29 protein-coding genes are annotated in these 24,670 nt (G+C 64.1%); 3 read left to right on the top strand and 26 right to left on the bottom strand.

Annotated features, from left to right (window positions below):
- Positions 1-12: 12 nt before the first annotated feature.
- On the top strand, positions 13-960 hold the full coding sequence (locus JI739_RS05205; protein ID WP_201682748.1) for a COG2958 family protein: 948 nt from the start codon (positions 13-15) through the stop codon (positions 958-960).
- A gap of 4 nt (positions 961-964) precedes the next feature.
- Here the strand turns inward: JI739_RS05205 and JI739_RS05210 are convergent, their stop codons facing one another.
- The 22 genes from JI739_RS05210 to JI739_RS05315 all read right to left on the bottom strand — a co-directional run bounded on the left by JI739_RS05210 (position 965) and on the right by JI739_RS05315 (position 18,583).
- Positions 965-1,255 carry a hypothetical protein gene (locus JI739_RS05210; protein WP_201682749.1) on the bottom strand — a complete coding sequence of 97 codons (291 nt, stop codon included), beginning with the start codon at positions 1,253-1,255 and terminating at the stop codon, positions 965-967.
- A 79-nt stretch (positions 1,256-1,334) separates the two neighbouring features.
- The gene (locus JI739_RS05215; RefSeq protein ID WP_201682750.1) at positions 1,335-1,799 is read right to left on the bottom strand and encodes a lysozyme; all 465 of its coding nucleotides are present in this window, start codon (positions 1,797-1,799) and stop codon (positions 1,335-1,337) included.
- Positions 1,796-2,272 (bottom strand): hypothetical protein, encoded by a 477-nt coding sequence (locus JI739_RS05220; protein ID WP_201682751.1) that lies wholly within the window; start codon positions 2,270-2,272, stop codon positions 1,796-1,798. Before JI739_RS05220 ends, JI739_RS05215 begins: the two co-directional genes overlap by 4 nt.
- Positions 2,269-2,568 carry a DUF6127 family protein gene (locus JI739_RS05225; RefSeq protein WP_201682752.1) on the bottom strand — a complete coding sequence of 100 codons (300 nt, stop codon included), beginning with the start codon at positions 2,566-2,568 and terminating at the stop codon, positions 2,269-2,271. Before JI739_RS05225 ends, JI739_RS05220 begins: the two co-directional genes overlap by 4 nt.
- A 122-nt stretch (positions 2,569-2,690) precedes the next feature.
- Positions 2,691-3,695, bottom strand: a complete 1,005-nt coding sequence (locus JI739_RS05230; protein ID WP_201682753.1) for a hypothetical protein — start codon at positions 3,693-3,695, stop codon at positions 2,691-2,693.
- A gap of 10 nt (positions 3,696-3,705) precedes the next feature.
- Positions 3,706-4,371, bottom strand: a complete 666-nt coding sequence (locus tag JI739_RS05235) for a discoidin domain-containing protein (protein ID WP_201682754.1) — start codon at positions 4,369-4,371, stop codon at positions 3,706-3,708.
- A 6-nt stretch (positions 4,372-4,377) separates the two neighbouring features.
- Positions 4,378-5,379 (bottom strand): hypothetical protein, encoded by a 1,002-nt coding sequence (locus tag JI739_RS24775; RefSeq protein ID WP_290428769.1) that lies wholly within the window; start codon positions 5,377-5,379, stop codon positions 4,378-4,380.
- Between the two features lie 11 nt (positions 5,380-5,390).
- Positions 5,391-6,299 (bottom strand): GTA baseplate fiber-binding domain-containing protein, encoded by a 909-nt coding sequence (locus JI739_RS05245; RefSeq protein WP_201682755.1) that lies wholly within the window; start codon positions 6,297-6,299, stop codon positions 5,391-5,393.
- Entirely contained in the window at positions 6,296-8,713 is a 2,418-nt protein-coding gene (locus JI739_RS24825; RefSeq protein ID WP_201682756.1) for a phage tail protein, read from the bottom strand. Before JI739_RS24825 ends, JI739_RS05245 begins: the two co-directional genes overlap by 4 nt.
- Complete coding sequence (locus JI739_RS05255; protein ID WP_201682757.1) at positions 8,710-9,141, bottom strand: NlpC/P60 family protein; 432 nt, start codon at positions 9,139-9,141, stop codon at positions 8,710-8,712. The genes JI739_RS24825 and JI739_RS05255 overlap by 4 nt, the downstream gene beginning before the upstream one ends.
- Positions 9,138-9,977: a phage/gene transfer agent baseplate hub protein gene (locus JI739_RS05260; protein ID WP_201682758.1), complete on the bottom strand. Its 840-nt coding sequence runs from the start codon at positions 9,975-9,977 to the stop codon at positions 9,138-9,140. The genes JI739_RS05255 and JI739_RS05260 overlap by 4 nt, the downstream gene beginning before the upstream one ends.
- Positions 9,974-10,600 carry a DUF2460 domain-containing protein gene (locus JI739_RS05265; RefSeq protein WP_201682759.1) on the bottom strand — a complete coding sequence of 209 codons (627 nt, stop codon included), beginning with the start codon at positions 10,598-10,600 and terminating at the stop codon, positions 9,974-9,976. The genes JI739_RS05260 and JI739_RS05265 overlap by 4 nt, the downstream gene beginning before the upstream one ends.
- Entirely contained in the window at positions 10,600-13,659 is a 3,060-nt protein-coding gene (locus JI739_RS05270) for a phage tail tape measure C-terminal domain-containing protein (RefSeq protein ID WP_201682760.1), read from the bottom strand. Before JI739_RS05270 ends, JI739_RS05265 begins: the two co-directional genes overlap by 1 nt.
- Positions 13,656-13,901 carry a DUF1799 domain-containing protein gene (locus JI739_RS05275; protein ID WP_201682761.1) on the bottom strand — a complete coding sequence of 82 codons (246 nt, stop codon included), beginning with the start codon at positions 13,899-13,901 and terminating at the stop codon, positions 13,656-13,658. Before JI739_RS05275 ends, JI739_RS05270 begins: the two co-directional genes overlap by 4 nt.
- 74 nt (positions 13,902-13,975) lie before the next feature.
- A complete protein-coding gene (locus JI739_RS05280; RefSeq protein WP_201682762.1) occupies positions 13,976-14,287 on the bottom strand; it encodes a phage tail assembly chaperone in 312 nt (103 codons plus the stop codon).
- A gap of 2 nt (positions 14,288-14,289) precedes the next feature.
- Complete coding sequence (locus JI739_RS05285) at positions 14,290-14,940, bottom strand: phage tail protein (protein ID WP_201682763.1); 651 nt, start codon at positions 14,938-14,940, stop codon at positions 14,290-14,292.
- 76 nt (positions 14,941-15,016) lie between these two features.
- Positions 15,017-15,373: a tail completion protein gp17 gene (gene gp17 / locus JI739_RS05290; RefSeq protein WP_201682764.1), complete on the bottom strand. Its 357-nt coding sequence runs from the start codon at positions 15,371-15,373 to the stop codon at positions 15,017-15,019.
- Positions 15,370-15,825, bottom strand: a complete 456-nt coding sequence (locus tag JI739_RS05295; protein WP_201682765.1) for an HK97-gp10 family putative phage morphogenesis protein — start codon at positions 15,823-15,825, stop codon at positions 15,370-15,372. Before JI739_RS05295 ends, gp17 begins: the two co-directional genes overlap by 4 nt.
- A 1-nt stretch (position 15,826) precedes the next feature.
- A complete protein-coding gene (locus JI739_RS05300; RefSeq protein WP_201682766.1) occupies positions 15,827-16,156 on the bottom strand; it encodes a phage head closure protein in 330 nt (109 codons plus the stop codon).
- Position 16,157: 1 nt separating this feature from the next.
- A complete protein-coding gene (locus JI739_RS05305) occupies positions 16,158-16,724 on the bottom strand; it encodes a head-tail connector protein (protein WP_201682767.1) in 567 nt (188 codons plus the stop codon).
- A gap of 51 nt (positions 16,725-16,775) precedes the next feature.
- Entirely contained in the window at positions 16,776-17,222 is a 447-nt protein-coding gene (locus JI739_RS05310; protein ID WP_201682768.1) for a hypothetical protein, read from the bottom strand.
- A 59-nt stretch (positions 17,223-17,281) separates the two neighbouring features.
- Entirely contained in the window at positions 17,282-18,583 is a 1,302-nt protein-coding gene (locus JI739_RS05315; RefSeq protein WP_201682769.1) for a phage major capsid protein, read from the bottom strand.
- Positions 18,584-18,795: 212 nt separating this feature from the next.
- Here JI739_RS05315 and JI739_RS05320 point away from each other — a divergent pair, with 212 nt between their 5' ends.
- Positions 18,796-19,371, top strand: a complete 576-nt coding sequence (locus JI739_RS05320; protein ID WP_201682770.1) for a hypothetical protein — start codon at positions 18,796-18,798, stop codon at positions 19,369-19,371.
- Between the two features lie 72 nt (positions 19,372-19,443).
- Positions 19,444-19,971 carry a hypothetical protein gene (locus JI739_RS05325; RefSeq protein WP_201682771.1) on the top strand — a complete coding sequence of 176 codons (528 nt, stop codon included), beginning with the start codon at positions 19,444-19,446 and terminating at the stop codon, positions 19,969-19,971.
- A 21-nt stretch (positions 19,972-19,992) separates the two neighbouring features.
- On the opposite strand, the gene JI739_RS05330 is transcribed toward JI739_RS05325, so the two are convergent.
- The 4 genes from JI739_RS05330 to JI739_RS05345 are packed head-to-tail and all read right to left on the bottom strand — an operon-like array spanning position 19,993 to position 24,579.
- Positions 19,993-20,931 (bottom strand): S49 family peptidase, encoded by a 939-nt coding sequence (locus tag JI739_RS05330; protein ID WP_201682772.1) that lies wholly within the window; start codon positions 20,929-20,931, stop codon positions 19,993-19,995.
- Positions 20,928-22,409, bottom strand: coding sequence for a phage portal protein (locus JI739_RS05335; RefSeq protein ID WP_201682773.1), 1,482 nt, complete (start codon positions 22,407-22,409; stop codon positions 20,928-20,930). Before JI739_RS05335 ends, JI739_RS05330 begins: the two co-directional genes overlap by 4 nt.
- Entirely contained in the window at positions 22,409-24,121 is a 1,713-nt protein-coding gene (locus JI739_RS05340; RefSeq protein ID WP_201682774.1) for a terminase large subunit, read from the bottom strand. The genes JI739_RS05335 and JI739_RS05340 overlap by 1 nt, the downstream gene beginning before the upstream one ends.
- Complete coding sequence (locus tag JI739_RS05345) at positions 24,121-24,579, bottom strand: phage terminase small subunit P27 family (protein ID WP_201682775.1); 459 nt, start codon at positions 24,577-24,579, stop codon at positions 24,121-24,123. Before JI739_RS05345 ends, JI739_RS05340 begins: the two co-directional genes overlap by 1 nt.
- Positions 24,580-24,670: the final 91 nt, after the last annotated feature.

Consider the following 24,670-nt stretch of genomic DNA (forward strand, 5'->3'; position numbering starts at 1 on the left):
AGGGGGATGGATATGGAATTGAATCTGGCAAGAACCGTCGTCGGCTACCTCAAGGCGCACCCGGATGAGAAATTCACCGCGCGGCAGATCGCCGAGTGGGTATTTGCCACCTATCCCGAGCAGTGTCAGGCCAAGAAGCAGAACAGCCAACGCCTCGAAACGGATGCCGAACTGGTGCAGCAGATCGTGCGAGAGATCAGCTCGCAGTTGCCGCGCCTGCAAAAAAAACATCTGGAGCTGAAGACGACCGAGGGGCGACCGCGCAAGCATTACTACTCGGAGCGGTCGGACAGCGCCGAGGTGGCTGCTGTCGAGAGTGAAGGTGCTGCGGCCACGTCGGCGGAGGACGAAGGGCCGCCCAAGATCGACGAACACGCGCTCTACCCGCTGCTATCGCAATATCTGTGGGAGGAGTTCGGTGTGTTCTCCAAGCGCGTCGACGAGAAGCGCTCGTCCAACAAGCGCGGGCCCAACGGCAACCGCTGGCTGTACCCGGACGTGGTGGGCATGGAGGATTTGGGCAAAGAGTGGCATCGCGAAGTGCGCGACTGCGTGACGCAGTATTCCGACAAGCGAACCAAGCTGTGGTCGTTCGAGGCCAAGCTGCTGATCAACCGCTCGAACGTGCGCGAGTGCTTCTTTCAGGCGGTGTCGAATTCGTCGTGGGCCAACTTCGGCTATCTGGTCGCGGCGGAAATCGGCGGCACCGACACGCTGAAGGAACTGCGGATGCTGTTCGCGGCCCACGGCATTGGCTTCATCAAGCTGGACATGGACAACCCTGCCGATAGTCAGGTGCTGATTCCCGCCCGCGAGCGCGACGAGATCGATTGGGACATGGCCAACCGGCTGGCCACGGAGAATCGGGATTTTCTGGAGTACGTGAAACTGGTGAAGCAGTTCTACCAGACCGGCGAGGCGCGCCCAGCGGACTGGGACGGTCCCGATCTGGACGATTGACCGCCTATTCCAGGTGGCCGATGACGTCGAGACGTTCGTCGCCGCGCTGAAACGCGCCGAACCAGCCGTCAGGTGAGTCGGCCCGGGTGCGGCTCACCAGCAGCGTGAACCCCTCGCAGCCGCGCCCATTAGCGGTGGCGAAGTCGGTGGTGTCGAATTTGGCCTCCCGCACCAGTGTCGTTGCCACAGATTTCATGGCCGACTCGAACAGGTCGAGAAGGTGGTCTTGCAAGCTGGCGTTGATGTTGCGTGAAGTCACGTCGTCGATGACGGCTATTTTGAATCTGTTGCTCATGAGCAATGCTCCGTGTTTGCGTTGGTGACATGAACGCGCTGTTCGGCGGTAAAGCCAAGCTCTTTCGCGCGGTTCGGGATCAGTCGTTGCGAAGCAGCCAAGCGGCCTCAGCCTCACGTCGTGCGAGAAGTCCCGGCAACACTTTCCCGCCGCCATAGACCCATCGGCGCAACTCCTGCCCGGCCTCCATCCAGTTCCGCTGGTTCACTCGCCGCCGTAGCGTTGAGGTCTGCAGCCGCCCCGCGCCAAGGTTGAACGTGAAGTCCACGATGGCGGCGAGCCGCCCTTCGGGCTCGGTGGCCAACCCCGAGCAGTAACGCAGCGTGGCATTCAGCGCCGTCCTGAGGTCGGTGGCCAAGTAGATTTCTGCCTCTGCCTCCGTGATTGGCGAATGCTGCGGAGCGCAGAGGCGTCCGTAGCCGATGGTCCAGTAGCCTGCTGGGCAGACGTAGGGATGCGCTCGGCCTGGATCGGCTCTTGGCACCCGATGAAACCCCTCGAACCGCTTGGCCAGATCGATGGCAGCCTGCGGCACTGCGATCACGACCGCACTCGATCGAACACGCGGCCAAGGAACCAGAAGTTCAGCACGCCTGCCCACAGCGCTTGATCGGCCTCGGTCCACCCGTGCAGGATCGCGGCTCCCCAACCGGCCCCGCCCGACATGGCCCCGACGAACGCCGCCGTCTTCGCTGCGCAGTACAACGCCATGAACCAGTAGGTGATAACCGGCCGCACGCTGATGGACAGCACATCGGCCCAGCGCACTCGTGACTGCTGGCCCTGGGCTGCGACCGACTCCCGCAGGGCCTCAATGGCACCTACGTTCCACGCGGCATCTGCCCCGGCGCCGATCTCCGACATCCGCTGCGCACCGCGCAGCTTCTCGAACTCCAGCGCCTTGTCCTGCATCGCCAGCTCGTGACCGCGCTCACCCTTGCGGTCCAGCCACTTCAAAACTTCGGGCGCCAGACGGAAGGCCCCGCCCAGGAGGCCGCCGAGCAAGGTCTCGATCATTGCCCACCTCCCAGCACCCTGAGCTTGATGGCAGCGCCGACCAGCAAAGCGGCCAGGAGGCCGGTGGTCAGAACTTTCACGAAGGTCTGCCACGCCGTGTGCCGAGCTTCGCGCCAGGCTTCGATCAGATCGCGCAGTTCCCGAATATCTCGGGCGGCGTGGCCGTTTTCCAGGCCAAGATGCGCGAGGCACCGCTCGGCGCCGCGTTCAGCAGAACGCTCCAGCAGATCGTCGAAGTCTTCCTTGCGAAGCAGGAGCATGTTTTCAACGAGTGCGGGTTGGTCAGGATCAGTCATTTCCCAGTCTCCACAAATGAGGAAACCCGCCCGATGTATGAACATCAGGGCGGGTCCCAGGTTGATTCAGCCGCGTCGGCGGGCTTCCGGCCGTTCTGCTTGCGAGGCGGCCTGCTTCAGTTTTAGGTGATCGACTTCACGCCAATGTTGAAGCCGCCCGCATTGAGGTCCGCCGCCGACCACGCCGCGCTGGTGCTCGGGTTGGTTAGCCAATAGGCTTGCAGCGCCTTATAGGTCGCCGCCACCGGGAGGTTCGATGAGAAGTAGTCGGTACTCGACGTGCGGACGCTTGCCTGTAGGTTTTGGGGGCCGGAACTGCCGATGTGCCCGCGAGCACTCACGACCAGGGCCCCGACAGCGGAGCCCGAGGCAATCGTGCCGGTCGGCGTGATCGTGAACTGTGACACTTGGTTGGCAGTGCCGGAGTTGATGTTGTTGGAGTCAAGCACGGCTTCATTGATGTTGCCGTAGGAGCCCGACCACGACGAGCTATTCCCAGCCCCCGTTGGAACAAGCGTCATGATGCCGCTGATGGCGCGCGTGTCGGCGTCGGCGACAGCGACTTCGCTCCAGTAGCAACTGCCGCTGCCGCTGTAGCCGCTATAGGCTTTAAGCAAAACCGAGTCCAAGCCGGCCGCACTATTGGTAACGACATTGCCCGAATAACTCGCGACGAGCAGACCGCCTGCGTACACCGAGACTTCCCCGCTCGTGCCGTAGTTCACGAACACGTCGAGCCGCGTGCAGGCCCCATTGGGCATAGCGCCCGCAGACGTTGAGAGCGTGGTAACGGTCCCCAAGGCATCGACCTTTTGAATCAGGAAACGACCGGGGTTGTTGCCATCGCCGGAAATCTTGATCCGAGGGACCGCGCCATCGTAAAAGGCGATCAGATCGTTGCCTTGGTAGGGCAAATAGTAGTTGGCCCAATAAACCATCGCGGTCAGCCAGAAGGACGACCTGGTTGCGCCCAGCGAAAACTGCCAACCTGAGGCCGGGTCAGACACGACGCCCAGCGAACAGCGCGAATAGGCTGCGCGACGATATGTGGTGCCTGCCGTATCGACGGACACGTTGCCCACGCCCTTAAGATCGGAGTCCTCGCCGCCTACAAAATAGTAGTTCATTTTGGTTTCCTCACGTTGCTGCAAACACGGTGGGCCGTTTTGCTGACGCTGCCATGAGCACGGCATAGCCCATTACCTTGATGACTTCCGCCTGAGTCGTCCCGCCGAACACGGCGTAGCCCAATGCCTTGATGACTTCCGCCTGAGTCGTCCCGCCGAACACGGCGTACGTGACAATCTTCTTGACGTACTCTTTGGCTGGATCGTCCGAGAGGACCGCAAAATCTTCAGCCGAGAGTTCGCCGCTTGCGGTGAAGTAGCGTCTCTGTCCTCTGGACCAAGTAAGCCCCGACACTGAAAACAGCGTGGTCCACGAGGACGCGTCATCGCTATGTTGAATGCTGAAGATCGAGGGAATCTGGAAATACCAAGAATCGTTGCGATTGAGCAGAGAGACTGCGGCAATATCCTTGGTGACGCCCGAGCCGAAGTCATAAGCGAGCCAGCACCCGGCACCATCGCCGTTATTTGTCCAGCCGGGGTAGGTCAAGACATTGTCGAATGCCTTGGCTGGGGTGGCCCCTTCCGGCGTATAGGTGGAATTGGCCGCTGCCGTTCCAGAACCTGTGGCGTCGGTTGTCGATGCCGTCTCGAACATTTCCATTTCAACAATGGAGACATACGCGCCACTCTGGATGGTGTTGACGAGAATGCGCCAGTAGCGATGTGCGCTCATTGTCCTTTACCTCGTTCCGGCAAGCGTGATGGCCGGGTCCGCCAGCGTCGCATCCGGCGTGGCAGGCGCGATGATCGACAAGACATCGCCAGCGGCGAAAGACTGCGCGGCCCCGCTCGTGCTCGTGAACGTCGCGGTGGTGCCGCCCGATGCGATTAAGCAAGAGCCGATGGACGATCCGTTTTTTTGAATGTCGAACACCGTGGTGGCCGTCGCGTTCGCACTCGCGGCGAAATAGGCCCCAGCGAAGTTGCCAGGGAACGTGACAGCCCGCGCCAGCTTGCCTCGGAACAGCTTCGCGGACGCGCCAGGAACGCCAGGGTAGAACGTCAGCACGTCGAAGGGCTCATTGGCCCACTTGAGGCCCAGAGCTTGCGTCGAATCGGCCGTAAGGACTTGCCCGTTCGAGCCCACGGGGATGCGATCTACCGCCGTGTCGAACCCGAGCAGATCGCCCTTGGTGGTCAGCGGCGCGGTGCCGGAAGGCCCGGTTGGACCAGTCGGCCCCGTCGCGCCGGTTGCCCCTGTCGCGCCCGTGTCGCCCGTGTCGCCCGTGTCGCCCTTCGGACCACGCAGCCGCGTCCGGTAGTCGGTATAGCTGGTGACGCCTGAGGCGTCGCATACAACCGCGTAGAGCGCGACCGCGCCGCCCGCGAGCGGTCCTGGCCATCCCGCGGGCGCGGCGGTTACTTTGCTGACGACGCCGTCCGTGTCGAGTATGTAATTGGTGAGGGACGCCGAAAGCGCGATAGTCCCGTTCGCGATCGCCGTGATCGTGCCGTCCGCTTTCGCGTAGTGGCCGCCGTAGTATCCCCAGGTCAGCGCCGCGGTCGTACTTGCGCGCCGACCGTAAAGCGCGTTGGCCGACATCGCGTCGAACAGCGCGTTCGCGGTTACTTCCTTGGACGCTTGCCCGCTCGAAATCGTGTCAAGGTTTGTCGTGCTGTCCGCCATTTGGCTTTCCCCGTAGAAGAACAAAAGCCGCCCGAAGGCGGCTTGCGGTTGCACCCGCGAATGCGCTAGACCGAACCGGACGCGGCATGGCCGCGCCCAACAATCGAACTCAATTGAAAGACGCGGAAATAGACCGTCGACTGCGGCGCGCCGAAATCGGCCGTTTGCTGCACGGCCGTGTAAACGGTGGTGGGCGCGCTGATGCCGGTGATGGTTCGCTTGAGTGTGGTGTAGGTGCTGTCCCAGATTTCCACGTCATAGGCTTCAGTGGTCTCGCCCAGCGGCACGTCCACCGCATCGCGCCATTCGCCAGAGACGCGGCTGCGCCGCATCCAGTTGAGCGCGAGGTCGCCCGCAGCGTCGCGCCCGCCGCCCAAGTGGACAGGGGCATAAGGCTTGAGGCCCATCCCCTCATTGGTGAAGCTCTGGGCGGGCGTTACGGCCAGCGACGAGCCATAGGTCACCGCTTTGTACAAGCGGGTCATGCCGATTTCGGCGGTGCCGGCTGCAACTCGCGCGATCGTCTCTGGATTGAGCAGCACGAAGCGCTCGCCGGCAACGTGCGCACCCATGGCGTACTCCGAGCCGCGTCGCCCCCGCAGCAGCCCGCGAAGCGTGTAGCTGCCATCGCCATTGAGCGCGGCGTCGCGGAAAGAGACGATCTCCGAGCCGACCACGGCGACCTGCGCACCGTTGATGAAACTGGCATAGGGGACCGATGACAGGGTGCCGTGCGCCAGAACAACCGTGACCGAATTGAGTTCGTCGGGGATGTTGCCACCGTGGAAGTCGCCGAGCGCGTTGCTCACCGTCCCCAGGGTGGCATTGCCCGTGAGCGAGGCCAGCATGCTGTAGGTAGCGCCGGCATCGCTGGACTGGAACAACGCAGCGCCCCTCCAGCCGGTGGCCAGGCCGCAGGCCGCGGCGTAGAAGCCGGCGTCGTCGTCGCTGTCGCGCAGCATGTTGATGTTCACATCAACTCCAGGCGGGTGGCGCCAGGCACGTACACGAGCTTGCCGCTGTCAGGCGTCTCCGTCACCACCACATTCGGCACGTAGTAGTTCGCGTCGTCGGCCAGCGCCTCGCACTTGAGCACACCATCCGGCGACGCAGAGATCTTGCCGAGCCGCATCGGATAGCCCTTGACCACCACGCAGTCGGTGGGCTCCAGCCAGGCGTATTTCTTCGGCAGGCTGAAGCTATAAGCGAGGCGCTGAACCCAGGCCACGTGCAGGTTCACCTCGGCCACCTGCTGCGCCTTGGTGTCAGTCAGCACCAGGGGCAGCTCCAAAGTCTGCTCCGATTCGCTGGAGCCGACCAGGCGCTGGGTCACCTTGGTCGCGCTGGAATAGTCGGTCGCCTGCAGCAAGTAATTGACGTTCAGCGTGCGCGGCAGCTCCACTTCCATCTGCCGGGTCGTCAGCAGCGCGTCCGAGGTAGACTGCCCGGCCTCATGCGCGGCCAGGTCGTCATCTGGAATCACCGCGGCGATCGCCCCGCCGCGCTTGACGAACTTGACGACGCCGGAGGACTCCACTGCGTCGAAGTAGTAGGCCGGCCGCAAGGTGTCGATGGCCGCGCGCACCGTGGTCTGGCGTGCCAGCGCGTAGCCATCCACCATGTCGGTCAGCTGCGTGACATCGATCTGCAAGGCCTCCAGTCCCGCGCGCTCCGAGAGGATGGTGACGATCTCGGACAACGGCTGCCCTTGAGGATGGGTCGTGCCGTCCGCTTCGCCCAGGTACTTGTTGTCCGGCTCCTGGTTGAAGGAGCCCGGCTGCAGGAAGTTGACCGATGCCGGATCGCTCGGATCGCCGAAGCAGATCGTTCCCCCGTCCCGAAACGCCATCAGGTCCAGCGTCACCGGGTTGTACGCCAGGACGTTGATGTTGGCAGTACCGTGATAGCCGCCGACCGATTCGCCGACGTACGAAGGCGGGTCCGCGACAAACGTCTGAAAGCAATCCGTCGCCAGCCACTTGTCCCCGGTGATGATGACTTGTCCGGGGGTGAAGGTGAATGGACGCCCGGCCAGCGTCCAGAAGCTGGTGGCGATCGTTTCCGAATAGATCAACCCGGTGGCCGGGTCATTGCAGTGAACCTCCAGGTTGCCGCCGTCGAAGCTTGCCGACCAGATGAATCCGGTGTTCGGATCAACCACCATGTTGGCCGCGACATACGACAGCGCGGTCGGCGCGGGCGCGCCCAGATCAGCCGGCGTGCTGCCCAGGCTCAGTGCGAATCGAGACAGCCGCTGTGGGTAGCTGTAGCCGCACACCCAGGCCTCGCCGGCCAGCGGCGCCAGCAGCGGGCCCCGGAATGTCCCGGCGTCGGTGTCGGAAACATAGGTCGCCAGCGGCGCATGCGTGTCCGGATCCACCACGTACAGCGTCACCCGCTGCGCGTTCCCCGGTGAGTTGTAGCCGCCGAAGATGTAGGCGCCGTTGTGATAGACGCAATACGCCGTGTTGTTGCCGGGGTTGCCGTCTGTCAGCGTTGCCTCGGCGATGACATGATCGGTCATCGCGCCGTTCGAAAGCGCCAGCGTCGTGTAAGTGCGCAGCGCGTTGCAACGAATGAAGGCTTCGCGGTCGGGGTCGTACTCCCAGGTGGCGTTCACGTCCCACTGGCTGCCCGGGTAGGTGTAGTGCGCAAAGAGGGTGTTGTCGTCCAGATGGCGGATCACCACCCCGTAGTAGGAGCCCCAGTAGAACGCCGCGTAGTACGTGCTGGTCACGATGACCTGCGAGATCCAGACCACGCCCAGGTTCGTGGGCGCGCTGCTGGCCAGCGCCCCGACTTCCACCGTGAGGAAGGGAATGCGGTTGCCGTCTTTTTTGAGCGGAAAGTGTTCCAGCACCAGGTACGCGGTGCCGCGATACGCCGGCACGTTGCCCACGCCGAGGTAAGACTCGATCAGCGGATCGGGCAATTGGTCGTCGCGGCCCGGATAGAAGCGCAGTACGGCGCCCGCGTCCGCCCCTTCCAGAATCGCGCCGTCCCAAATCAATCGCTTTTCGGGGCCGGCCCAGATCCGACCCAGTGTGACTTCGCCCTCACACAAGGCCACCGCGAAGTTGGCGAAATAGCTGTAGACGGTGGCACCTCCCCCGCCCTTGCCACCGCCCGCTTCGCCCTGCACTTCGACGAGGTCGGACGCCCAGATGACATTGCCGGCCACGCCCACGGTGCCGAACACCAGGGGAATCGGCCTGCCGTATTCGCTGGCTTGGGGGCTGAGATCGGACAGGCGCGGACCGTCGGGCCCGGCTGGCGGGAAGGCGAGCGCGCCGAGCGTGCTGCCGATCATCCAGCCCCAGGCCGGGCCCATCGGTGTGAACATCCCGATGGCCGCGCCAACGATGCCGCCGATCAGTTGCCCGCTCACAGCTCAACTCCGGGGTAGCGCCACACCGCCACGATGCGACTGAGCCACGTCGGGTCCAGCCGGTGTTCCACCACTTGCGAGAGTCCTGCGCCGTTGTACGCGTGGATGAGCGAGAAGCCGCCATGCGGATAGTCGGCGACGATCCCCAGATGCTGCGGCTCATGCTGGAACCGAATCCATACGACGTCGGCCAATTGCATCGCGTCCTTGGGCACGCGCTGCAGGTGTACGTCGAGAGCCGCGCGCATTTCGCCCGGCACCGGCAGGCGTCCGTAGCGGGTGTAGTCCGCCAGCGAAATGCCCAGACGCTGCGCCACATGGACGGGCACCCCAGCGCAATCGAGCGCAAGCCCACTGACTCGCCCCTGATGCTGGTATGAGGTACCCAACGTCTCGCGCGCCAGGGCAACGATCTCGGCAGCCTTCATCGATCGGGCCCCGCATAGACCTTGCTGCCCGGCAGGTGCGGGAAGCCGCGGAAGTTCACGCCGTTGGCGAACTTGGTCTGGCAGTCTTCGGCGAACCGCTTGGTGCACCCGGCGTAGAGGGTGTAGGTGTCTCCTGCAGCAATGGTGAACGGCATGACCTGGTGCAGCGCGATCTGACCTGTGCCGCTCTGCTTGACTTCCATGCTCAGGCCCGCATTCAAGCCGCTGGTGAAGGTCAGCTTGCCCGCCGTGAACCAGTTGGCCGCCTCGGTTCGCGCCAGGTCCATGATGACTCGGTTGCCACTGACGCTCTCCACCACGCCGCTCACCGTGAACGCGGCCAACGCCACCTTGCAGCGGGCATCACCCAGGTCTGCGGTGCAGTCCTTGGTGGTCAGGCGAACGATGGTGCGCGAGTAGGCCTGCATCAGGCCGCGCAGTTCCGCGGTGAAAGTGGCGCGTCCCGCCCTCACCTCGCCCAGCGTGCCCGCGCGCAGCACGTTCTTGCCCATCGACAGATCGGTGTAGTTCACCTCGAACAGTTCGATGGCGGCGTAGTCCCAACGACCCGACTGCACATCGGCCTCAGTGATGGCGGGCGACGCCAAGAAGCCGGCCACCTCCAGGTTGTCGGGATTGAGTTCGGCCGTGCTCTCGATGTTCGTGGGGGTGTAGCTCGCGGTCGCCAGGTAGGTGACGCCGTCAAAGACGAGGTCGCGATCGAGGGACGTGGCCGCAACCACGGTGCCATCCGTCAGCGTGGCCTTCCAGCAGGTGGCCAGCGTGGTGGTGCCCAGCGCGTAGTGGGCCTTCAGGGCCGCAGACATGGCTTTCATTCGCGGATCTCCTGCAGCACCACGGAAGGTCCGGCCACAAAGCGCTGCGTGGCCGGGCCTGACACCACCAAGTCCCAATCAATCGTGTCCTCCATGAAATGCACAGGGACATAGAAGTTGCCGGTCCACGCCAAGCTTGCCGCGGCTGGAGCCGATGGGATCGTGACGCGACCGGTGGTGGTATCCAGCGTGTAGCTGGCGGGTGCCAACGGCACGCCGGCCACCGTGGGCGCAAAGCCTGCCGCCTGAGGCCGGGTGATCTTGCGGGTCTTGAAGCGCGAGGACGCGGCGTGTAGATATCGCTTGTGCAGCTGGTACACGCCCGCGCTCATCTGCGTCATGACGCCGTCGCTCACGGTGCTGTCTTTGGGATCTTGCAGCAGCAGGCCGTAAGCGCCGCCCTCGGTGATCTCGTGCAGCGTCTCGATGGCCTGCCACTGCTCCAGGCGCAATGGCACGAGGCCCAGCGTGTACTGGCGCAGCGTCTGCGACCAGATGATGTTGATCGACTCGAAGCCGTTGTCGGTGGGTACGCGGGCATTGCGGCGCAGGTTCTTGCCCGTCACTCCCGCTGCCAGCACGCTGTTTGAGAGGATCACGTCGCCGAACACGGTGATGGCCATCAGCCGTTCCTGCGCAAGGCATGTTGCAGCTGGCGCCCCGCGGTTGCGCCCCATTGCTGCGCTGACTCCCGCGTGGAGCCGGCCGGCGGCGTGACCTGAACGGTCACGTAGGTGTCGCCGCGTGTGGCTGGGGGTGCCTCCGGCGTGACGGTTCCGCCCTGATTGCCCATCATCAAGTACTGATGGCCGCCCACCTCGAGCAATTCTGGGCGCCCGCGGTCGTTCACCTCGTACAGCTGCCCGGCGGACACCGGCCCACCGAGAGCTCGGCTGCCGGCAACTCCTTTGCGGTGCATCTGCTCCAGTGTTTCCAGCCCGATCGTCTTGACGGCCGGTGCGCTGAAGACGAACTCCTTGCCGTGCACCACACCGGCCACTTCGTTCACGCCGCCGTCCCCGGTGTAGCCGCCCTTGTCGCCAAAGAACAGCGCCAGGGCCTCGTCGCTGGCGATCGTGCCGCCGGCGTTGCCGCCCCCGCCGAACAGGCTGAAGATGGAGCCGACGCCGCCGCCGTTCGTTGCGGACGAGGCCGAAATGGCTGACAGCGCAGTCGCGGCCGACGCTGCGGCGGCGGTGAGCGACGCAAGGGCCGCAGCGGACGAAGCAGAAGCAGCAGCGATCGCCGAAGATGCGGCAACTTCCGCGGCCGACAGGGCCGTGGCCGATGCTGTGGAAGACGTCAGGGCCACGGTATTAGCAGTGACAGCGGCCGTCTGGGCGGCAGTCTGCGCGGCTGCGGCAGCGCTGGCGGCAGCCCCTGCGGCCCCGATTCCGGTTCCGGCAGCCGATCCGCCGATGCTCTTGAACAGATCGCCGAACAGGTCGGAGCCTTTGAGCGCCTCCAGGCCTTGCCCCAGGACCGAGCGCACGGATAGGCGGGTGATGTCGGCGGCAATCGAATTGATCAGCCCCTTGAAATCGGCCTTCCCTTTGCTGACGTCCGTGATGGCGTCTTCCAGCCCCTGGAACGCGTTGTCGAACAGGTCCTTCGTCTGCCCGGCCACATCGCGGGCCCGGTCGATGTAGTTGTTCAGGGACTCTGACAGGCCGTTGAGCCAGTTGGCCTGCTTGGCATCCATCGCGATCGTGCGCTGGTTATATAGCTCCACCTCGGCGGCGTAGGTCTCGCGCGCCACTTGCAGGTACTGCGCGAACTCGCTTTCGGTGATCTGCTTGTTGCGCCGATCGCGGTCCAGGCGCTGCTTTTCCTTCAGGAACCCGTCCTCCAGCTCGTTCAGGCCGGACTGCCGTTCGCGGAACTTCTCGCCCTTGCCCACGCCTTCCAGCTCGCGCGCATTGCGCCTGGCCAAAGTGTCGAGGTACTCGCGCGCCGCGATCGTGGCGTCCTCGTAGGCCTGCGTCGTCTTGGCGATCGATGCGCGTTCCTGGATGCCGAGCACTTCGACGCTGGCGACGGCGTTCTCTCGGACCTTGGCGCGCTGCGCCTCCAGGTCCAGGATCTTGCGGTCGGCCTCGATCTTGTCCTTGCCAGCGAGCTTTTCGGCCTTCACGCGCTCGATCTGCTGGCCCAGCGCGTCCTCTTGGGCCTGAGCGTTCAGGTTGATCAGCGCCAGCTTGGATGCGTAGTATTCGCGCTCGTCCACCAGCCCGGCCGTCCGCTGCGCCTGCATGATGCTCTCGGCGTTGCCGTAGGTGTTGATCAGCGCCTCGGAGGCCTTCTTGATCTGGTCCAGATCGAACGCGAGCTGCGCCTTGGCTTCCTGGGCCGCAGTGCTGGCGCCGCTCTTGTCCTTGGTGACCGCCCCGCTGAATTTCAGGCGCGGCCGAGTGCCAGCGCGGTCTTGGCGGGCGAAATCGCCAGTGGTTTTGCCCGACGCAATCGACGCTCCATTGCCGATGCCCATGATGCCGGCCTGGAACCGATCCAGTTCCGCCCGCGCACGAACCGCGTCGCCCCGCACGGCGTCGCTGATCGCGCTGAACCCAGCAAAGTCCAGGCGCGCCAGTGCGGCAAGTTGGGCGGCAATTGCTCCGATCTCGCGCCCGACGCCCTTGAACACAAAACCCACGTCGCTGGCGACGATCGCAATCGTCTGGAACACGACGACCGCGCCCCCAAGCGCGCCTTTTAGCAGGTCGGATGCGGTCGCCGCGAAGTCCTGGTCCTTGGCGACCTGCGCGATCGTGGCGGTGAAGTCGTTGAGCGCCGGCAACATATCGCTGGCGATCGCCTGCGCGTGCAGGCTGATCTCGGTGCGCAGCTTGGCCTGCCGGTCGCTGTACTCGTCAGCCAGCCGGATCTGTTCGGCCGTCAGGATGTTCTGGCGCCCGCCCTCCTGGCCCAGCTCCTTCAGGAACGGCAGCAGCTCAGCCCCTGACTTGCCGAACAGCGCCATGGCGACGGCGGTTTTTTCCGCGCCATCCTCGAATCCGGCCAGGGCCTTGGCCACGGCTTCGAACTGATCGGCGGCTTGCAGGTCCTTGAACGTCTTCAGGTCCAGGCCCAGCGCGGCAACGGCAGCGCCCGCCGCCTTGCTTTCGTCGTCAACGCCGGTCAGACCTTTGGTCAGCCGCTCAGACGCCGCCGTGATGGTTTCCATCGACGTGTTGGCCGTCCCAGCTGCCACCGCCAGCGAGGCGATGTTCACCGCGGTGTCGCCGGTCTTTTCGGCGATGTCCTGGAAATCCCCCGCCTTCTTGATCAACCGATCAAAGGCGACGGTCCCCGCAATCAGGCCCGCCCCGGCAGCGGCGGCCAGACCGATGAAGGCCGTGCGCATGCGAGCGCCGATGGCTACGCCGCGCTCATAACCCGCAACCATCTTCAGGGCCGAGTCCGCGGCGGCCAGCTGCTCCTTTGAAGCCCCGCGCAGGGACAGCTTGTAGAGCTCCGTCTCGCGCGCGGTCTTGCCGGCGGTCGCTGCCTGCATCTGCAGGCGCTTGACGTAGCGGTCGATGGAGTCCGACGCCCTCTTGCTCGCTTCGGACGTGGCTCCGCCCAGACTCCTGATCGAACGCTTGGCGTCCTCGATGCCAGCCTTCACGCCCTTGGCGTCGACGCTGGCCTCAATGACCCCGCGGCCAATTACATCGGTCATTTGCTCTGCCTCATGGTTTCAAGCGCAGCGTCTTCAAGGACGCGCAGGTCCTCAAAGATGTCCGGCCAGTCGGCCGCGCGAATGCGCTGGGCCAGCCGCACTTCCCGGAACGCCTCGGGCCGCAGGCCCGTGGGGCCGTTCGGGCCCAGGTTCCAGCAGCCCCCGCCCAACGCGATAAAGAAGTTCACGGCCGGCAGGTTGTCGGGCCAGACTTCGGTGGGCGGCGCGCTCGCTTCCTCCACCGTCAGGCCCCACTTGGCGGCCTCTTCCGGTGTCGGTGGCTTCTCGTCGGTGTAGAGCCTGCGAGCTACCGCCTTCAGTTTCCCGACTTCGCCTTTACCAATTCGGCCTTGTAGACCTCGTAGGTGGCGACCGCCGCGCCGATGTAGTTCTCCAACAGCAGCTTCACAGCGTCCGGCCCGAACTCGTCCTCCAGGTCCCAGCCGGTCACCATGTCGAGGAAACTGTCCTCGTCGGTTTTGTCGGCGCGCGTCGACACAAACTCCACCAACTCGGTCTTGGTGCGGTGCTTGAAGGTGAACAAGACATCCACCGAAGCGCCTCCCGCCACCGGAATGCCCACCTTTGCCTGGAAGGTGGGGCTCGCTTTGAGTGTGAGTTTCGCCATGATCAGGAGGCGTAGCGCACCGGCTCGTTCAGCAGCGACAGCGTGACTTCCACCGCCATGAGCTCATTCACGGTGAGGCTCGGCGTCTTGTTCAGGCTGATGTAGGCGTTGTAGAACAGCAGCGCGCCCGAGGGCAGCGTGATTCGAACCGCGCGCTGCAGGCGGTCGTCGTTGGCCGCCGCCGCCAAGATGTAGCCTGCCAGGGTGTCGTCGTCGCCCACACTGAAAGTCAGGCCGGCGGCGTTCTTGAAGGTCGGGATGCGCTTTTGGGCATCGCCTTCCAGGAACTGGTATTCCAGGAACTGCTGTTCGCCTCCGTTGGAGCCCGACTGCAGGATCTGCGTGAGCTGGGTCCACCCGGTGATCTCGCGAACCGTCCCGACGCCGTTGCCGGGCGGGTAGATCGAGGTCAATGTGGTGCTGTAGCCTTCCAGCGTCACGTCATTGGTGGCCACGGCGCTGACGCGCACGATCTTGTCAGTCAGGCGCGACCAGCCGGACGTGACTTCCAGAATGTCGCTCACGATCACGCCGTGCGAGGTTTCCAGCGTTGCGACCGCCGGGCTGGCATTGGTGACAGCGGACATAGTCTTGACTGACCCATAGCCAGAGGCGATGTGGATCAGCGATCCGTTGGGTACGCGTACCGTCATGATGATTTCCTTTCGGGATTAAAAAAGCCGCCCGAAGGCGGCTGGTGGATGGGCCCGGAAAGGGCGCTGAGAAAAACTAGAACCAGAACGAGAAGTCCTGGCGCGTGCCGTACAGCCGCGTGTCTTGCTCAAACACGGCGGTGGGTTCATCCAGGACCGTGGTCTGCAGCGCCGTGTAGGCGCGAAGCGTGTCCTCCACGCTGCGCGAGAGCGCTGCCGCGCTGTCTCGGTCGGCCGCCCAGACGTTGACCTGGAAGCGCGCGTTCTTCTTATCTGGCAGCGTCGCGGCGTCGACGAAATTCACCGGCGCGCCGCCCACTTGCTGGAAGGTGATGCGCGGCAGCGCCGTCACGGTTTGCGGCGCGACGTCTCGATAGACTCGATCGGCCACCAGCGTCTTGAGCGCCGCGAAGATGCTGTCCTCCACAGTCATGCGCTGCCCCGCAGTGCCGCCTGTACCCGCTCCCACAGCCGAGCACGCATGACTTCCAGCGCGTGCGCCCGGCGCGCTTCCCAGGATGGGCGGATGACAGGCCGCGCCACCGCTTTGGAGGTGCCGAACTCCAGGAAGCGCCAGTAGTAGGCGTCGCCCGTCGCACTCTCCTGCCCGACGCGGCCCTTGCGGCGGTTGGCCCGCGTGTTGGCATACTTGCCACCGCGCACGCGCACCACATAGGTCTGACGCTTGGCGCCTTCGGACTTGTCGCCCGCGTGCGCGATGATGACCTGGGATTTGAGAAAACCCGTCGCCTCCGGAGCGCGAGCGATCACCTCGTCCTTGAACACCTGCGCGCCGGCTGCGCCGGCCGAGCGCAGAACCGACTCACCAACGGCCGCGCCCAGGCGCTGCAGCGCTTGCTCCAGCCCGCGCACCTTGATCTCCACACTAGCCATTGACGATCTCGCTCACAGGCAGGGTCAGATACTCGGTGCCGCTGGCCGCATCCGGCAGAACACCCTCGATGTTGTAGGTACGCTCGCCATGGATGATCCGCATGGACGACATGACACCGGCCAAGTAGCGGATCCGTATGCGCGCGACGACCTGGGAGCTGAGCGCCGATGCCTGCAGGAATTCGCGCGCCGACAGCGGCTCCACAGATGCCCACACGGTGGCCAACGCGGTCCAGGCGTTGGTGACGACCCCTGTCACCGGATCCTGGGACGGGACGAGACTTTGCAGACTCACCCGGTGGCGCAGCTTGCCGGCTTGCATTTCAGATCCTCACCACCCGCCAGGGGTCCAGCAGGCCAGCGACGAAGAAGTGAGGGGTGCTGCCGGTGGTGGCGACCTCTTCCCGATGCGCGTAGACGGTGGCCACCCGCATCTTGATCCAGCGCTTGATGCCCTCGGGCACGTCTTCGGCGGCCGGGCCAAAGCCAGCGGTGTAATCGATGTTGACCGCCGCGATTTGAGGCAGCGCAGCGGGCCAAGTCTTGCCGTAGCCCGGCGTGATTCGGCCAGGGCAGCCGCTCAGGTCCGTCGCATAGTCGGTCGGCGCCAGGGGCTGCGTTGCCCCGCTCATATCCGCGTACGTGATGCTTGTTACAGCGAGCACGGTTCCACGTTCCAGCTCGATCGCGCCGGCAGGGAACGCATCCAGCACCAGCCGCCAGCCCTGTGTGATCAGGCTGCGCTGCAGCAGCATCTCCGCATCCTGCCGGGCGGCCGTGATGAGGGACGCGAGCAAGGCATCTTCCCCCGCGCCATCGACCCGACAGAACAGGCGTGCCTCGGCCAGTGTCACCGGTTCGATGGCAGGAGGGCTGGTTTGAACGAGCATGGCATCCTTGGGCCAAGCCCCACGGCGTCAAGCCCCGGGGCCCGGGGGCACTCAGACCGTCTGAACGACGCTCGCCTGGTTGAACGCCGACGCAGGCGCATAGCGCGGATGCACACCCAGCAAGGTCGCGCTGAAGATCGACGCGGCGACGCCCACGGTGGCCGAGAGGGCAACCCAGGCAAAGCCCCCGTCATGGTCGAGATCGTCCGAGCGACATTCCACGATCGCCTGCTTGTTGTCGCCACTGGCTTTGACGATCTGGGCAATCGCCTTGCCGGGGATGTCTTTGGCACCGGTACCGGTCGCATCGGTGGCCTGGCGCAGCTTGGCGTCCAGAGTGGCGGCGGTGCCAAGCACGCCGGTGTTGATCAGCGCGGCAAAGCTATGGAAGTTGGCCACCGGCACCCAGGTGGTGACCACGGTACCGGCCGCCACGCTGGCGGGGTCCAAGGTTGCCAGAACGGCGGTGCGCTCAGCGAATTTGACGTTGGGATTCATGAAGGAGCTCCAGTAATCAGAAATGGTTGTGAAGCCGGCCCGCGAGGGCCGGAGTCGAATCAGCGCGCGGCCAGCTGGATGTAGGGCGACAGCGTGTTGCTGCCCTTGGCGGGAGCGATGGGGCTGGCGATCTTGGATTGGCCGTCCATGCGGAAGGTGGTGCGAAACGCCGTCAGATCCGCATCGAAGTACAGATGCATGGAGGTCGCCGTCTGCATACCACCGGCCTTGGTGATGGTCTGGTAGTAGGAGAGATCAACCAGCATCACGTCGCCCTGGGACGAGAATGTGTTGGCATGCTGCGAGACGAACACCGGGCGACCCAAGAGCGTGCCGTAGGGCGAGACCTGGATGCCGCCGACCGCTGCCGCCATGGGCAGGTAGATCGGATAGTTGCCCAGGCTCAGCGTGAACAGCGCCGGCAGGACGTCGTTGTTGATGATCCACACCGCATTGGTGAAGGACCCGGGCGGCAGGCGAGCGATCATCTTGGCCAGGTTCTGCGGCACCAGCGTTTGCGTCGCCTGGCCCGATTCCTTGGCCACGGTGACGATAGCACCGGCATTCATGCACCCGACCGGCACACCGTTGCCGGCGCCGAACAGGATCGACTCGTTGGTCTTCCAGCGAATCGACAGGGCCACCTTCTCGGGCAGGTATGTGGACAGCGCGTTGGCGTCGTCGAGCAACTCGTCGGTGGTGGGGACCAGCGCCATCAGCTTTTTGAGGCGCAGCGTGGCCAGGCCCAGCACCGGCTTGGTGGCGACAGCCGACGTCGCCTCGCCTTGCCAATAGGCGCGAATGCCGTTGGTGCCCCAGGGCGTGGTCTCGTCCTTGGGGAAAGCCATGCTGTTGCCGCTGATCTCGACGTTGTCGGTGAGCGGCAGCAGCGAATCCTCACCCAGAGACAGCTTGAAGATCTCCTGGGAGAACTGCGGCGGCACCAGAAATCCGCCGTCCTGGCCAGCGGCCTCGTTGCCGAAGTTGACCGGCGCTGCAGCGCCGATCCCGCCCAGCAGAAGCCGGGCGTCGATCGACTGGCCGGGCTTGTCGGCTTGGTAGACCGCCTGCATGAATTCGCCAAGCGACCCGAAGCCGCGCTTGGGATCGGCTTCGCGGTTGTCCGTGACGATGGGGCCAATGGCGCTGGCCACCCCGATGCGGGCCTCGTCGGCGATCAGGGCGGCCTCCCGGTCGACGGCGGCCGATGCGGCATCGATACGTGTGCGCAGCGCGTCGAAGGCGGCGACTTCCTCGTCGGTCATGTCGCGGCCCTCGCCAGCGACGCGATCCGTAAGGCCGCGGGCCTCTTTGACCAGGGCGGACTTGCGAGCCTGAAGCTCGCGCAGTTGCTTGCTCATTTTGGTTCTCCAAAAGCAAAAACCCGCACGCGGCGGGTTCAATGGACGTGAAAAAGCCACCCGAAGGTGGCTGGTTTGGGTACGACCGACGGGTCGTGTCAGCGAGTGGCGCCGCTCAACGGAGCCGCGCCTGATAATTCTTAGGAATGGACCGATCTGTCCATCTGACCGCTGAAGACTGAAAGTCGTCCTTCGGCGTCACTGGGTCAACAATGGCAGCCGACGATGGGGGCAAGATGGCAGGACTTCATGATGGGAAGTACGTTCTCACAGCGACGCAAAAAGGCGCAATCGGCGAGAGCGTCGTCGTGAGCGCGCTCCTGCGCGAGTCCGGCGGGCGGCTTTCGCCGTTCTACTCGATCGCGGACGACGATGGCATCGACCTGCTGATCTACGACAAGGAGACGGGCGTGGCGATACCGATCCAGGTGAAGTCCCGTACTACAACGCTGAACAGACCGGGGACAACGAAACCGGGAAGCGGCGTGCATTTCGAAGTCCGGACTGCTGCACTACGCGAGTTCGATGATGCCCACCTCGTAGCGGTCCTCTTGAATGGTGACATGAACGACATTCGGTGTTCGTGGCTCATTCGGATGCAAGTACTGGCAAGTGTCGCGCGAGTGACCGAGGAAAAGCTGGTGATCCGACCCAACTCGGCTAAGTCCTCGCTCGACAAGTTCACTCCGTTCCGATGCGACACGGCGCAAGGCCTTTCATTTCGTCTCATCAAAGCCGCCGAACAGCTCGCCGCGAGGTCATCGAAAAAGAAGAAACCGGCCGCCTGACCCGCATTCCCGAACTTCGAATTCCTGAAGACGGGAAAATGGCTATCCGCAATCGACGAGGACCAATTAGCAATGGATACAGAAGGCTTTCAAGTTATGCATGCAATCAATCGCCCGCATGCGCCCGACGAAGCCACCGCTAATTTCATCTTCAAGGCATACATGCTGCTGAAGGATGCTCCGCCAACTTTCCCCAAGTGGGCGCGACAGGGTGCCTTCGAAAACATTGCGGCCTGCGCGCAGTCGTGGCGAGTCGTAGGCATCAGTGAAGAGGCCCTCCGCAGGATCGCCGCGACCGGGAAGCCCACCGACTTGCAGCGAGGCCACTGGTTTGGGCGAGACCAGCGATATGAAATTCTGTTCGGCACGTCGGTGCCAACCATGGACCGGGACGCTCTCGTCAAGTTCTTCTTCGATCACGACACCACGGTGGTAATCACGAAAGAGCAGAACAACACTGGCGGAGACCACACCACATGGGGGCGGATCATTGCTGTGCCAGAGGGCCTGTTCAAGACTAGCGGGTACACATTCAGTGTGCGCAAGCGAACCGAGATCCCCTGGGTCAAAGCCAAGGTGGCCGAGCTTGATGCAGAGTGAATTGGCGCTCATCTCGGCACATCACCCCGCAGCGCCAACCATCGCAAGCTTGCGCTGCGCCTGTGCCAACCGGCTTGCCTTGGACCCGGTCATTGACTTCATATCGCGGCGGACCTTCCTGATCACGTCCTCGAAAGTCGCAACGCCATCAACCATGTTCTGCGCCAGTGCCGCATCGGCGCCGAGCACGCGCCCCTGGCCCATTCCATCGCGCACTTGTGCGATCGGCACACCACGACCGCGGGCCACCGCCTTGGTGAAACTGGCGTAGTAGTCGTCGACGCGGGATTGCATGAAGCCCTGGGCCTCCTCGTCCAGCGGCGCGTAGGGGTTACCTTCCACTTTGTATTTCCCGGCCGAGATCAGCGTCGGCGTCACGCCTTCGGCGGCCAGCGCCTGCGAGTGGTCGAAATGGGCCTGCCAGACGCCGATGGAACCGACCTCACCGCCTGGCGACACATAGAACTCGCCGGCAGAGCAACCGATCCAGTACGCGGCCGATGCCGCCAGGCTGTTGGCGATGGCCACCACCGGCTTCTGCGCGCGAGCGCTGGCGATCTCGTCAGAAAGCTCGGATACGCCGTACACGCTGCCGCCCGGACTGTCGATGTCAATCAGGATCTGGCTGACCGTGTCGTCGGCCAGTGCCTGACGCAGGGCTGATGCGAACTGCTGGGTGCTGACACTACCCGGCCCGGATACATCGTCGACCATGTTGCCGCGCTGAGTGACCACGCCATACAGCGGCAGAACGGCGATGCCACCACTCGACACCGCCGTGGCAGCCTGGCGCCGTGCTTCCCGGACCGCCCGGTCGACATGGATGCCAGCGAGCACCTCCAAATCGGCCGGCACGTTGCGCGACCAGCGCGCCATCACAGCTGTGACCGTGTTCAAGCGTTCGGGCATCAGCGCCCAGGGCGTCGCCAGAAATTCAGCGATCAGCAGTTGATGGTTCATGACGTCATCCCAAGAGAAACCAGTGATTCATTCAGTGCGCACTCCGTCATTGGCACATTGGAGTCCTGCGCCCACTGCGCCACGCGGGTAACCGGCACGGCCAGTGCATCGGCGATGAGAGCGATGTCGTTGTCCGCGATCGCGCCGGCACGGCTGATGCGACGCGCCAGGCGCGCTGCACTCGTCGCCACCAGTGCGCGGACTCGCGCCGCCGCTTCGTCGTCTTTCGGCTCCGCAGCTTCCTGCGCCGGCGGCTTGGTCTGTACGGCATCGCCCTCAAGATCCCCAGCCGCACCTTCCTCCACCATGTTCAGGGGTCGCAGTGGCTCATCCAGACCTTCGAGTGGGTTCAGGTTCTCGGCTATGCGCGCCTCGTTGCGGGTCAGCCAGCCGTTTTGAATTCCGCTCTGGTAGTAAGTCGATCGGCTGGCCGCGTCGCCGCGCATCAGGTTGGAGAAATCAAACTCCACTTCCAGATCGTCGCCGTCGAACAGTAGCTCCGACTCGATGCTTGCCTCCCAGCGCTCGGCCCACGGCGTCATCGTGTGCATGACGAACTCAAGGCTCTGCTGCTCGATGTTCGAGAAGGTCGCGCGTTCCAGGTCCGCGATCATGTGCGGCGGCACCCGGAACAGGCGGGCGATGTCCGTGATCTGAAACTTGCGCAGCTCCAGAAATTGAGCGTCCTTGTTCGTGACCCCCACTTCGTGGAACTTCATGCCGTTTTCAAGGACGAGCACCTTACCCCGGTTGGCACCGGACTGTGCGGCCTGGTAGGACTCGCGAAAGACCTTCTTGGCCTCGCTGTCCTTGAACGATCCCGGAAACTCGATCCAGCCGCCCGTGGGCTTGGCATCATTGGCGAAAAATCGCGCGCCGTAGTCCTGCGCTGCCAGCGCCATGCCCAGGCTCTCTCGGGCCAGATCGATCGGGCTCATGCCGATCAAGCCGTCTGAGGACAGCCCCCGCAGGTGCCAGATCTCGCCCCGCGGCGCCACGGTTTCCACCCCGAGCCGGTCCGTCACCCGGTAGCGGTAATCCCCGGCCGGCGTCAGCTCCATCTTGATTCGGTCCGGATGGATCGGCACCAACTCCAGGATCTCACCCCGACTGTTCGCCACGATCCGGTTGTACGCGTTGCCGCGCAGCGCCAAGTGCCCCTGCAGCATCTCGCGCCATTCATAGGGGTTCTGGTACCGGTTGGGTCGTTTGGCCAGCAAGCGGTACAACCAGTGGTCCGTGACCTTGTCCTTGCCGCCATCGGCGCGTCGGCGATACAGAACGAACGGCAACGAGGCCATCGTCTCGGCCAGGATCCGCACGCTGGCGTACACCGCGGCCAAGCGCAGGGCGTTGTCTGCCGACACGCGCATGCCGCTGGACGTGCGCACGGAGACTGGCTCAAACCAGAAATCGCCCCAGGGCGAACGATCGTCGCTCGACGCCATCCAGCGCGATAGGAAGCTGAACATCCCCATCAGAGCATCACCAGTTCATAGTCGGCGCCCAGAACGACGTTGGTGCCCGGGGTGATCGCGCGGGACAGGCCCATGATCAGCGCCACAATGCCGTCGATCTTGTTTTCCGGGCGCTCCTTGCGCGGGTAGATGTTGTCCTTGGCGTCCAGGTGCGCCACCACATTGCTGGCCATCCAACCGAGCACCGGATCCCCGTCGTGAATCAGCTTTCCTTGCAGGACCAGCGCCTCGAGCGTTTTCATGGGCTCACTGAAGTTCAGCACGGTGGGGCGCACTTCGATCATCGGCAGGCCCTCGGCCATCATCCGAGTCGACAGTTGCGTCGCCTGGAAGGGATCGAACGCCACAGCCTGCACCGCAAAGCGCGAGGCAAACTCGATCAGGTCGGCCTCGATCCAGCCGAAATCGATCACATTGCCGGGGGTGACAGTTAGCCTTCCAGCGCCCATCCACCCCGCGTATTGGCTGTTGCCGTTGGCCTGCACGGTGTCTTCGGGCAGGTAGTAGCGACCGAACACGGCAAAGCCGCCGTCGATTTCCGGATGAGCGAACACCAGCAGCAAGGCTGCAATGTCGGTCTTGCTGGCCAGGTCCAGGCCAATCCAGCAGGGCTGACCGCCATAGCTTTCGATGTCCAGGCTCGCATCGGCGCAGCGGTCCCAGGAGCGCATGTCCATCCAAGCCGTGTCCGCGTTGACCCACTCATTCAAGTGCTTGGTCTTGAAGTTGTTCACCGCACTGGGCATCTGCATGGCCTTTGCCTGCAGCGGGCCCAGCACCTCCGGGCGCACCGAGATGCCCCAGTTCGGGTTGGCCTTGATCAGGGACTCTTCCAGCGTCCAGTCGTCGCCATCATCCAGGCCGTAGACGATGCCGAACTGGCTGTCGTCCTCGAACACGCCATCGAGGAGGCGCGTCACGAAGGTCCGGATCTCGTAGCAAATCCCCGATCGGTTGCTGCCGGCGGTGGTGATCACCCACAACAGGGAGTTGTCTCGCTTGCCGGTGCCGGTCTCCACCACGTCGTAGACGGTGCGGGTCTTGTGGGCATGCAGCTCATCGACGCAGCCGAAGTGGATGTTCAGTCCATCTAGCGTCGACCCCTCCGCCGACAGCGCCTCGAACTTCGAGCCGCTGGTCATCACATGGATGTTGTGCGCGCCAACGCCGACACCGAAGCGGCTGCGAAATCCGGCCGACTGACGCGCCATGGTCTGCGCATCGCCGAAAACGATCCGGGCCTGGTCTCGGGTCGTGGCCAGCGAGTACACCTCGGCGCCGCCCTCGCCGTCGGCCGCCAGCATGTACAGGGCCAGGGCTGACGACAGGGTCGATTTCGCATTGCCTCGGGGCACTTCGATGTAGGCCCGGCGAAACCGGCGCTTGCCATCCGGCTTGACCCATCCGAAGACCGTGGTCAGGATGAACACCTGCCAGGGCTCCAGATGAATCGGTTGCCCGGCGAGGGGGCCCTTCACGTGCGGTAGGCGTTCGATGAAGGCGCACAGGTTGTCCGCTGGCATAAACGACTTGCCAGATCGGTCGGTTAGCTTCGGATTGAAGCGGTACGGGCTGTCTTTGCCCTTGAACCGATCCAGGTCCTGGAGTTGTCGCTGGCACGCCGCACGCACCCACTTGCAGGTCGCAACGCGCCCGGCGACAACATCCTTGGCGTACTGCCGAGCGACCGCAGAATAGCTGCGCGCGACCATCAGCCGGCAATCTCCGACCACGGATCCAGATCATCGGCCGCTTCCATCGGCAGTGTGATGCGCGAGCGCGAAGCCGGCGTGAAACCCATCTCGGTCGCCGCCTTCGTCATGATCTGCGCCTGCTTGTTGGCAATCGCCAGGTAGGGCGACTGCATCGGCACGCCCGTGTTGGGCGCTTTGATCAGCAAACCCGTCTTGGCGAGCCCTGCCTGCGCCTTGCGGTACAGATCGGCGGCGCAGGCCCAGACCTCCAGCACCGACATATCCAGCCGGCGCAGCAAGTGCTGAGGTGCACTGTCAATCGCGTAGCGCCACGCGTCTTTGGCGCCCTCCGGCATGTACGCCGGCGGTTCAACCAGATCCCCCTGGGGTTGCGGCTCCCGTTGGTTCACACGGCATTTCTGCAGCGTTCCCTTGATTTTCTTGACAGCAGTGGGAAGGGGTTTGCGTCCGGCCATTTCAATTCAGGTTCTGGCAGGGGAGTCCCCCCTGCTTCAATTTGCACGCACAAAAATCCGCCCTCGCGCACGCATCGCCCTGCGCACGATG

This window comes from Ramlibacter aurantiacus (assembly GCF_016722895.1).
GTDB classification, from domain to species: domain Bacteria; phylum Pseudomonadota; class Gammaproteobacteria; order Burkholderiales; family Burkholderiaceae_C; genus Ramlibacter; species Ramlibacter aurantiacus.

Bases quoted from the DNA above. Each gene is read 5' to 3' on its own strand.
- JI739_RS05205 (WP_201682748.1), top strand. From the start codon at position 13: ATGGAATTGAATCTGGCAAGAACCGTCGTCGGCTACCTCAAGGCGCAC.
- JI739_RS05210 (WP_201682749.1), bottom strand. From the start codon at position 1,255: ATGAGCAACAGATTCAAAATAGCCGTCATCGACGACGTGACTTCACGC.
- JI739_RS05220 (WP_201682751.1), bottom strand. From the start codon at position 2,272: ATGATCGAGACCTTGCTCGGCGGCCTCCTGGGCGGGGCCTTCCGTCTG.
- JI739_RS05225 (WP_201682752.1), bottom strand. From the start codon at position 2,568: ATGACTGATCCTGACCAACCCGCACTCGTTGAAAACATGCTCCTGCTT.
- JI739_RS05230 (WP_201682753.1), bottom strand. From the start codon at position 3,695: ATGAACTACTATTTTGTAGGCGGCGAGGACTCCGATCTTAAGGGCGTG.
- JI739_RS05235 (WP_201682754.1), bottom strand. From the start codon at position 4,371: ATGAGCGCACATCGCTACTGGCGCATTCTCGTCAACACCATCCAGAGT.
- JI739_RS05255 (WP_201682757.1), bottom strand. From the start codon at position 9,141: ATGAAGGCTGCCGAGATCGTTGCCCTGGCGCGCGAGACGTTGGGTACC.
- JI739_RS05260 (WP_201682758.1), bottom strand. From the start codon at position 9,977: ATGAAAGCCATGTCTGCGGCCCTGAAGGCCCACTACGCGCTGGGCACC.
- JI739_RS05265 (WP_201682759.1), bottom strand. From the start codon at position 10,600: ATGGCCATCACCGTGTTCGGCGACGTGATCCTCTCAAACAGCGTGCTG.
- JI739_RS05270 (WP_201682760.1), bottom strand. From the start codon at position 13,659: ATGACCGATGTAATTGGCCGCGGGGTCATTGAGGCCAGCGTCGACGCC.
- JI739_RS05280 (WP_201682762.1), bottom strand. From the start codon at position 14,287: ATGGCGAAACTCACACTCAAAGCGAGCCCCACCTTCCAGGCAAAGGTG.
- JI739_RS05285 (WP_201682763.1), bottom strand. From the start codon at position 14,940: ATGACGGTACGCGTACCCAACGGATCGCTGATCCACATCGCCTCTGGC.
- gp17 (WP_201682764.1), bottom strand. From the start codon at position 15,373: ATGACTGTGGAGGACAGCATCTTCGCGGCGCTCAAGACGCTGGTGGCC.
- JI739_RS05300 (WP_201682766.1), bottom strand. From the start codon at position 16,156: ATGCAAGCCGGCAAGCTGCGCCACCGGGTGAGTCTGCAAAGTCTCGTC.
- JI739_RS05305 (WP_201682767.1), bottom strand. From the start codon at position 16,724: ATGCTCGTTCAAACCAGCCCTCCTGCCATCGAACCGGTGACACTGGCC.
- JI739_RS05310 (WP_201682768.1), bottom strand. From the start codon at position 17,222: ATGAATCCCAACGTCAAATTCGCTGAGCGCACCGCCGTTCTGGCAACC.
- JI739_RS05315 (WP_201682769.1), bottom strand. From the start codon at position 18,583: ATGAGCAAGCAACTGCGCGAGCTTCAGGCTCGCAAGTCCGCCCTGGTC.
- JI739_RS05320 (WP_201682770.1), top strand. From the start codon at position 18,796: ATGGCAGCCGACGATGGGGGCAAGATGGCAGGACTTCATGATGGGAAG.
- JI739_RS05325 (WP_201682771.1), top strand. From the start codon at position 19,444: ATGGATACAGAAGGCTTTCAAGTTATGCATGCAATCAATCGCCCGCAT.
- JI739_RS05330 (WP_201682772.1), bottom strand. From the start codon at position 20,931: ATGAACCATCAACTGCTGATCGCTGAATTTCTGGCGACGCCCTGGGCG.
- JI739_RS05335 (WP_201682773.1), bottom strand. From the start codon at position 22,409: ATGGGGATGTTCAGCTTCCTATCGCGCTGGATGGCGTCGAGCGACGAT.
- JI739_RS05340 (WP_201682774.1), bottom strand. From the start codon at position 24,121: ATGGTCGCGCGCAGCTATTCTGCGGTCGCTCGGCAGTACGCCAAGGAT.
- JI739_RS05345 (WP_201682775.1), bottom strand. From the start codon at position 24,579: ATGGCCGGACGCAAACCCCTTCCCACTGCTGTCAAGAAAATCAAGGGA.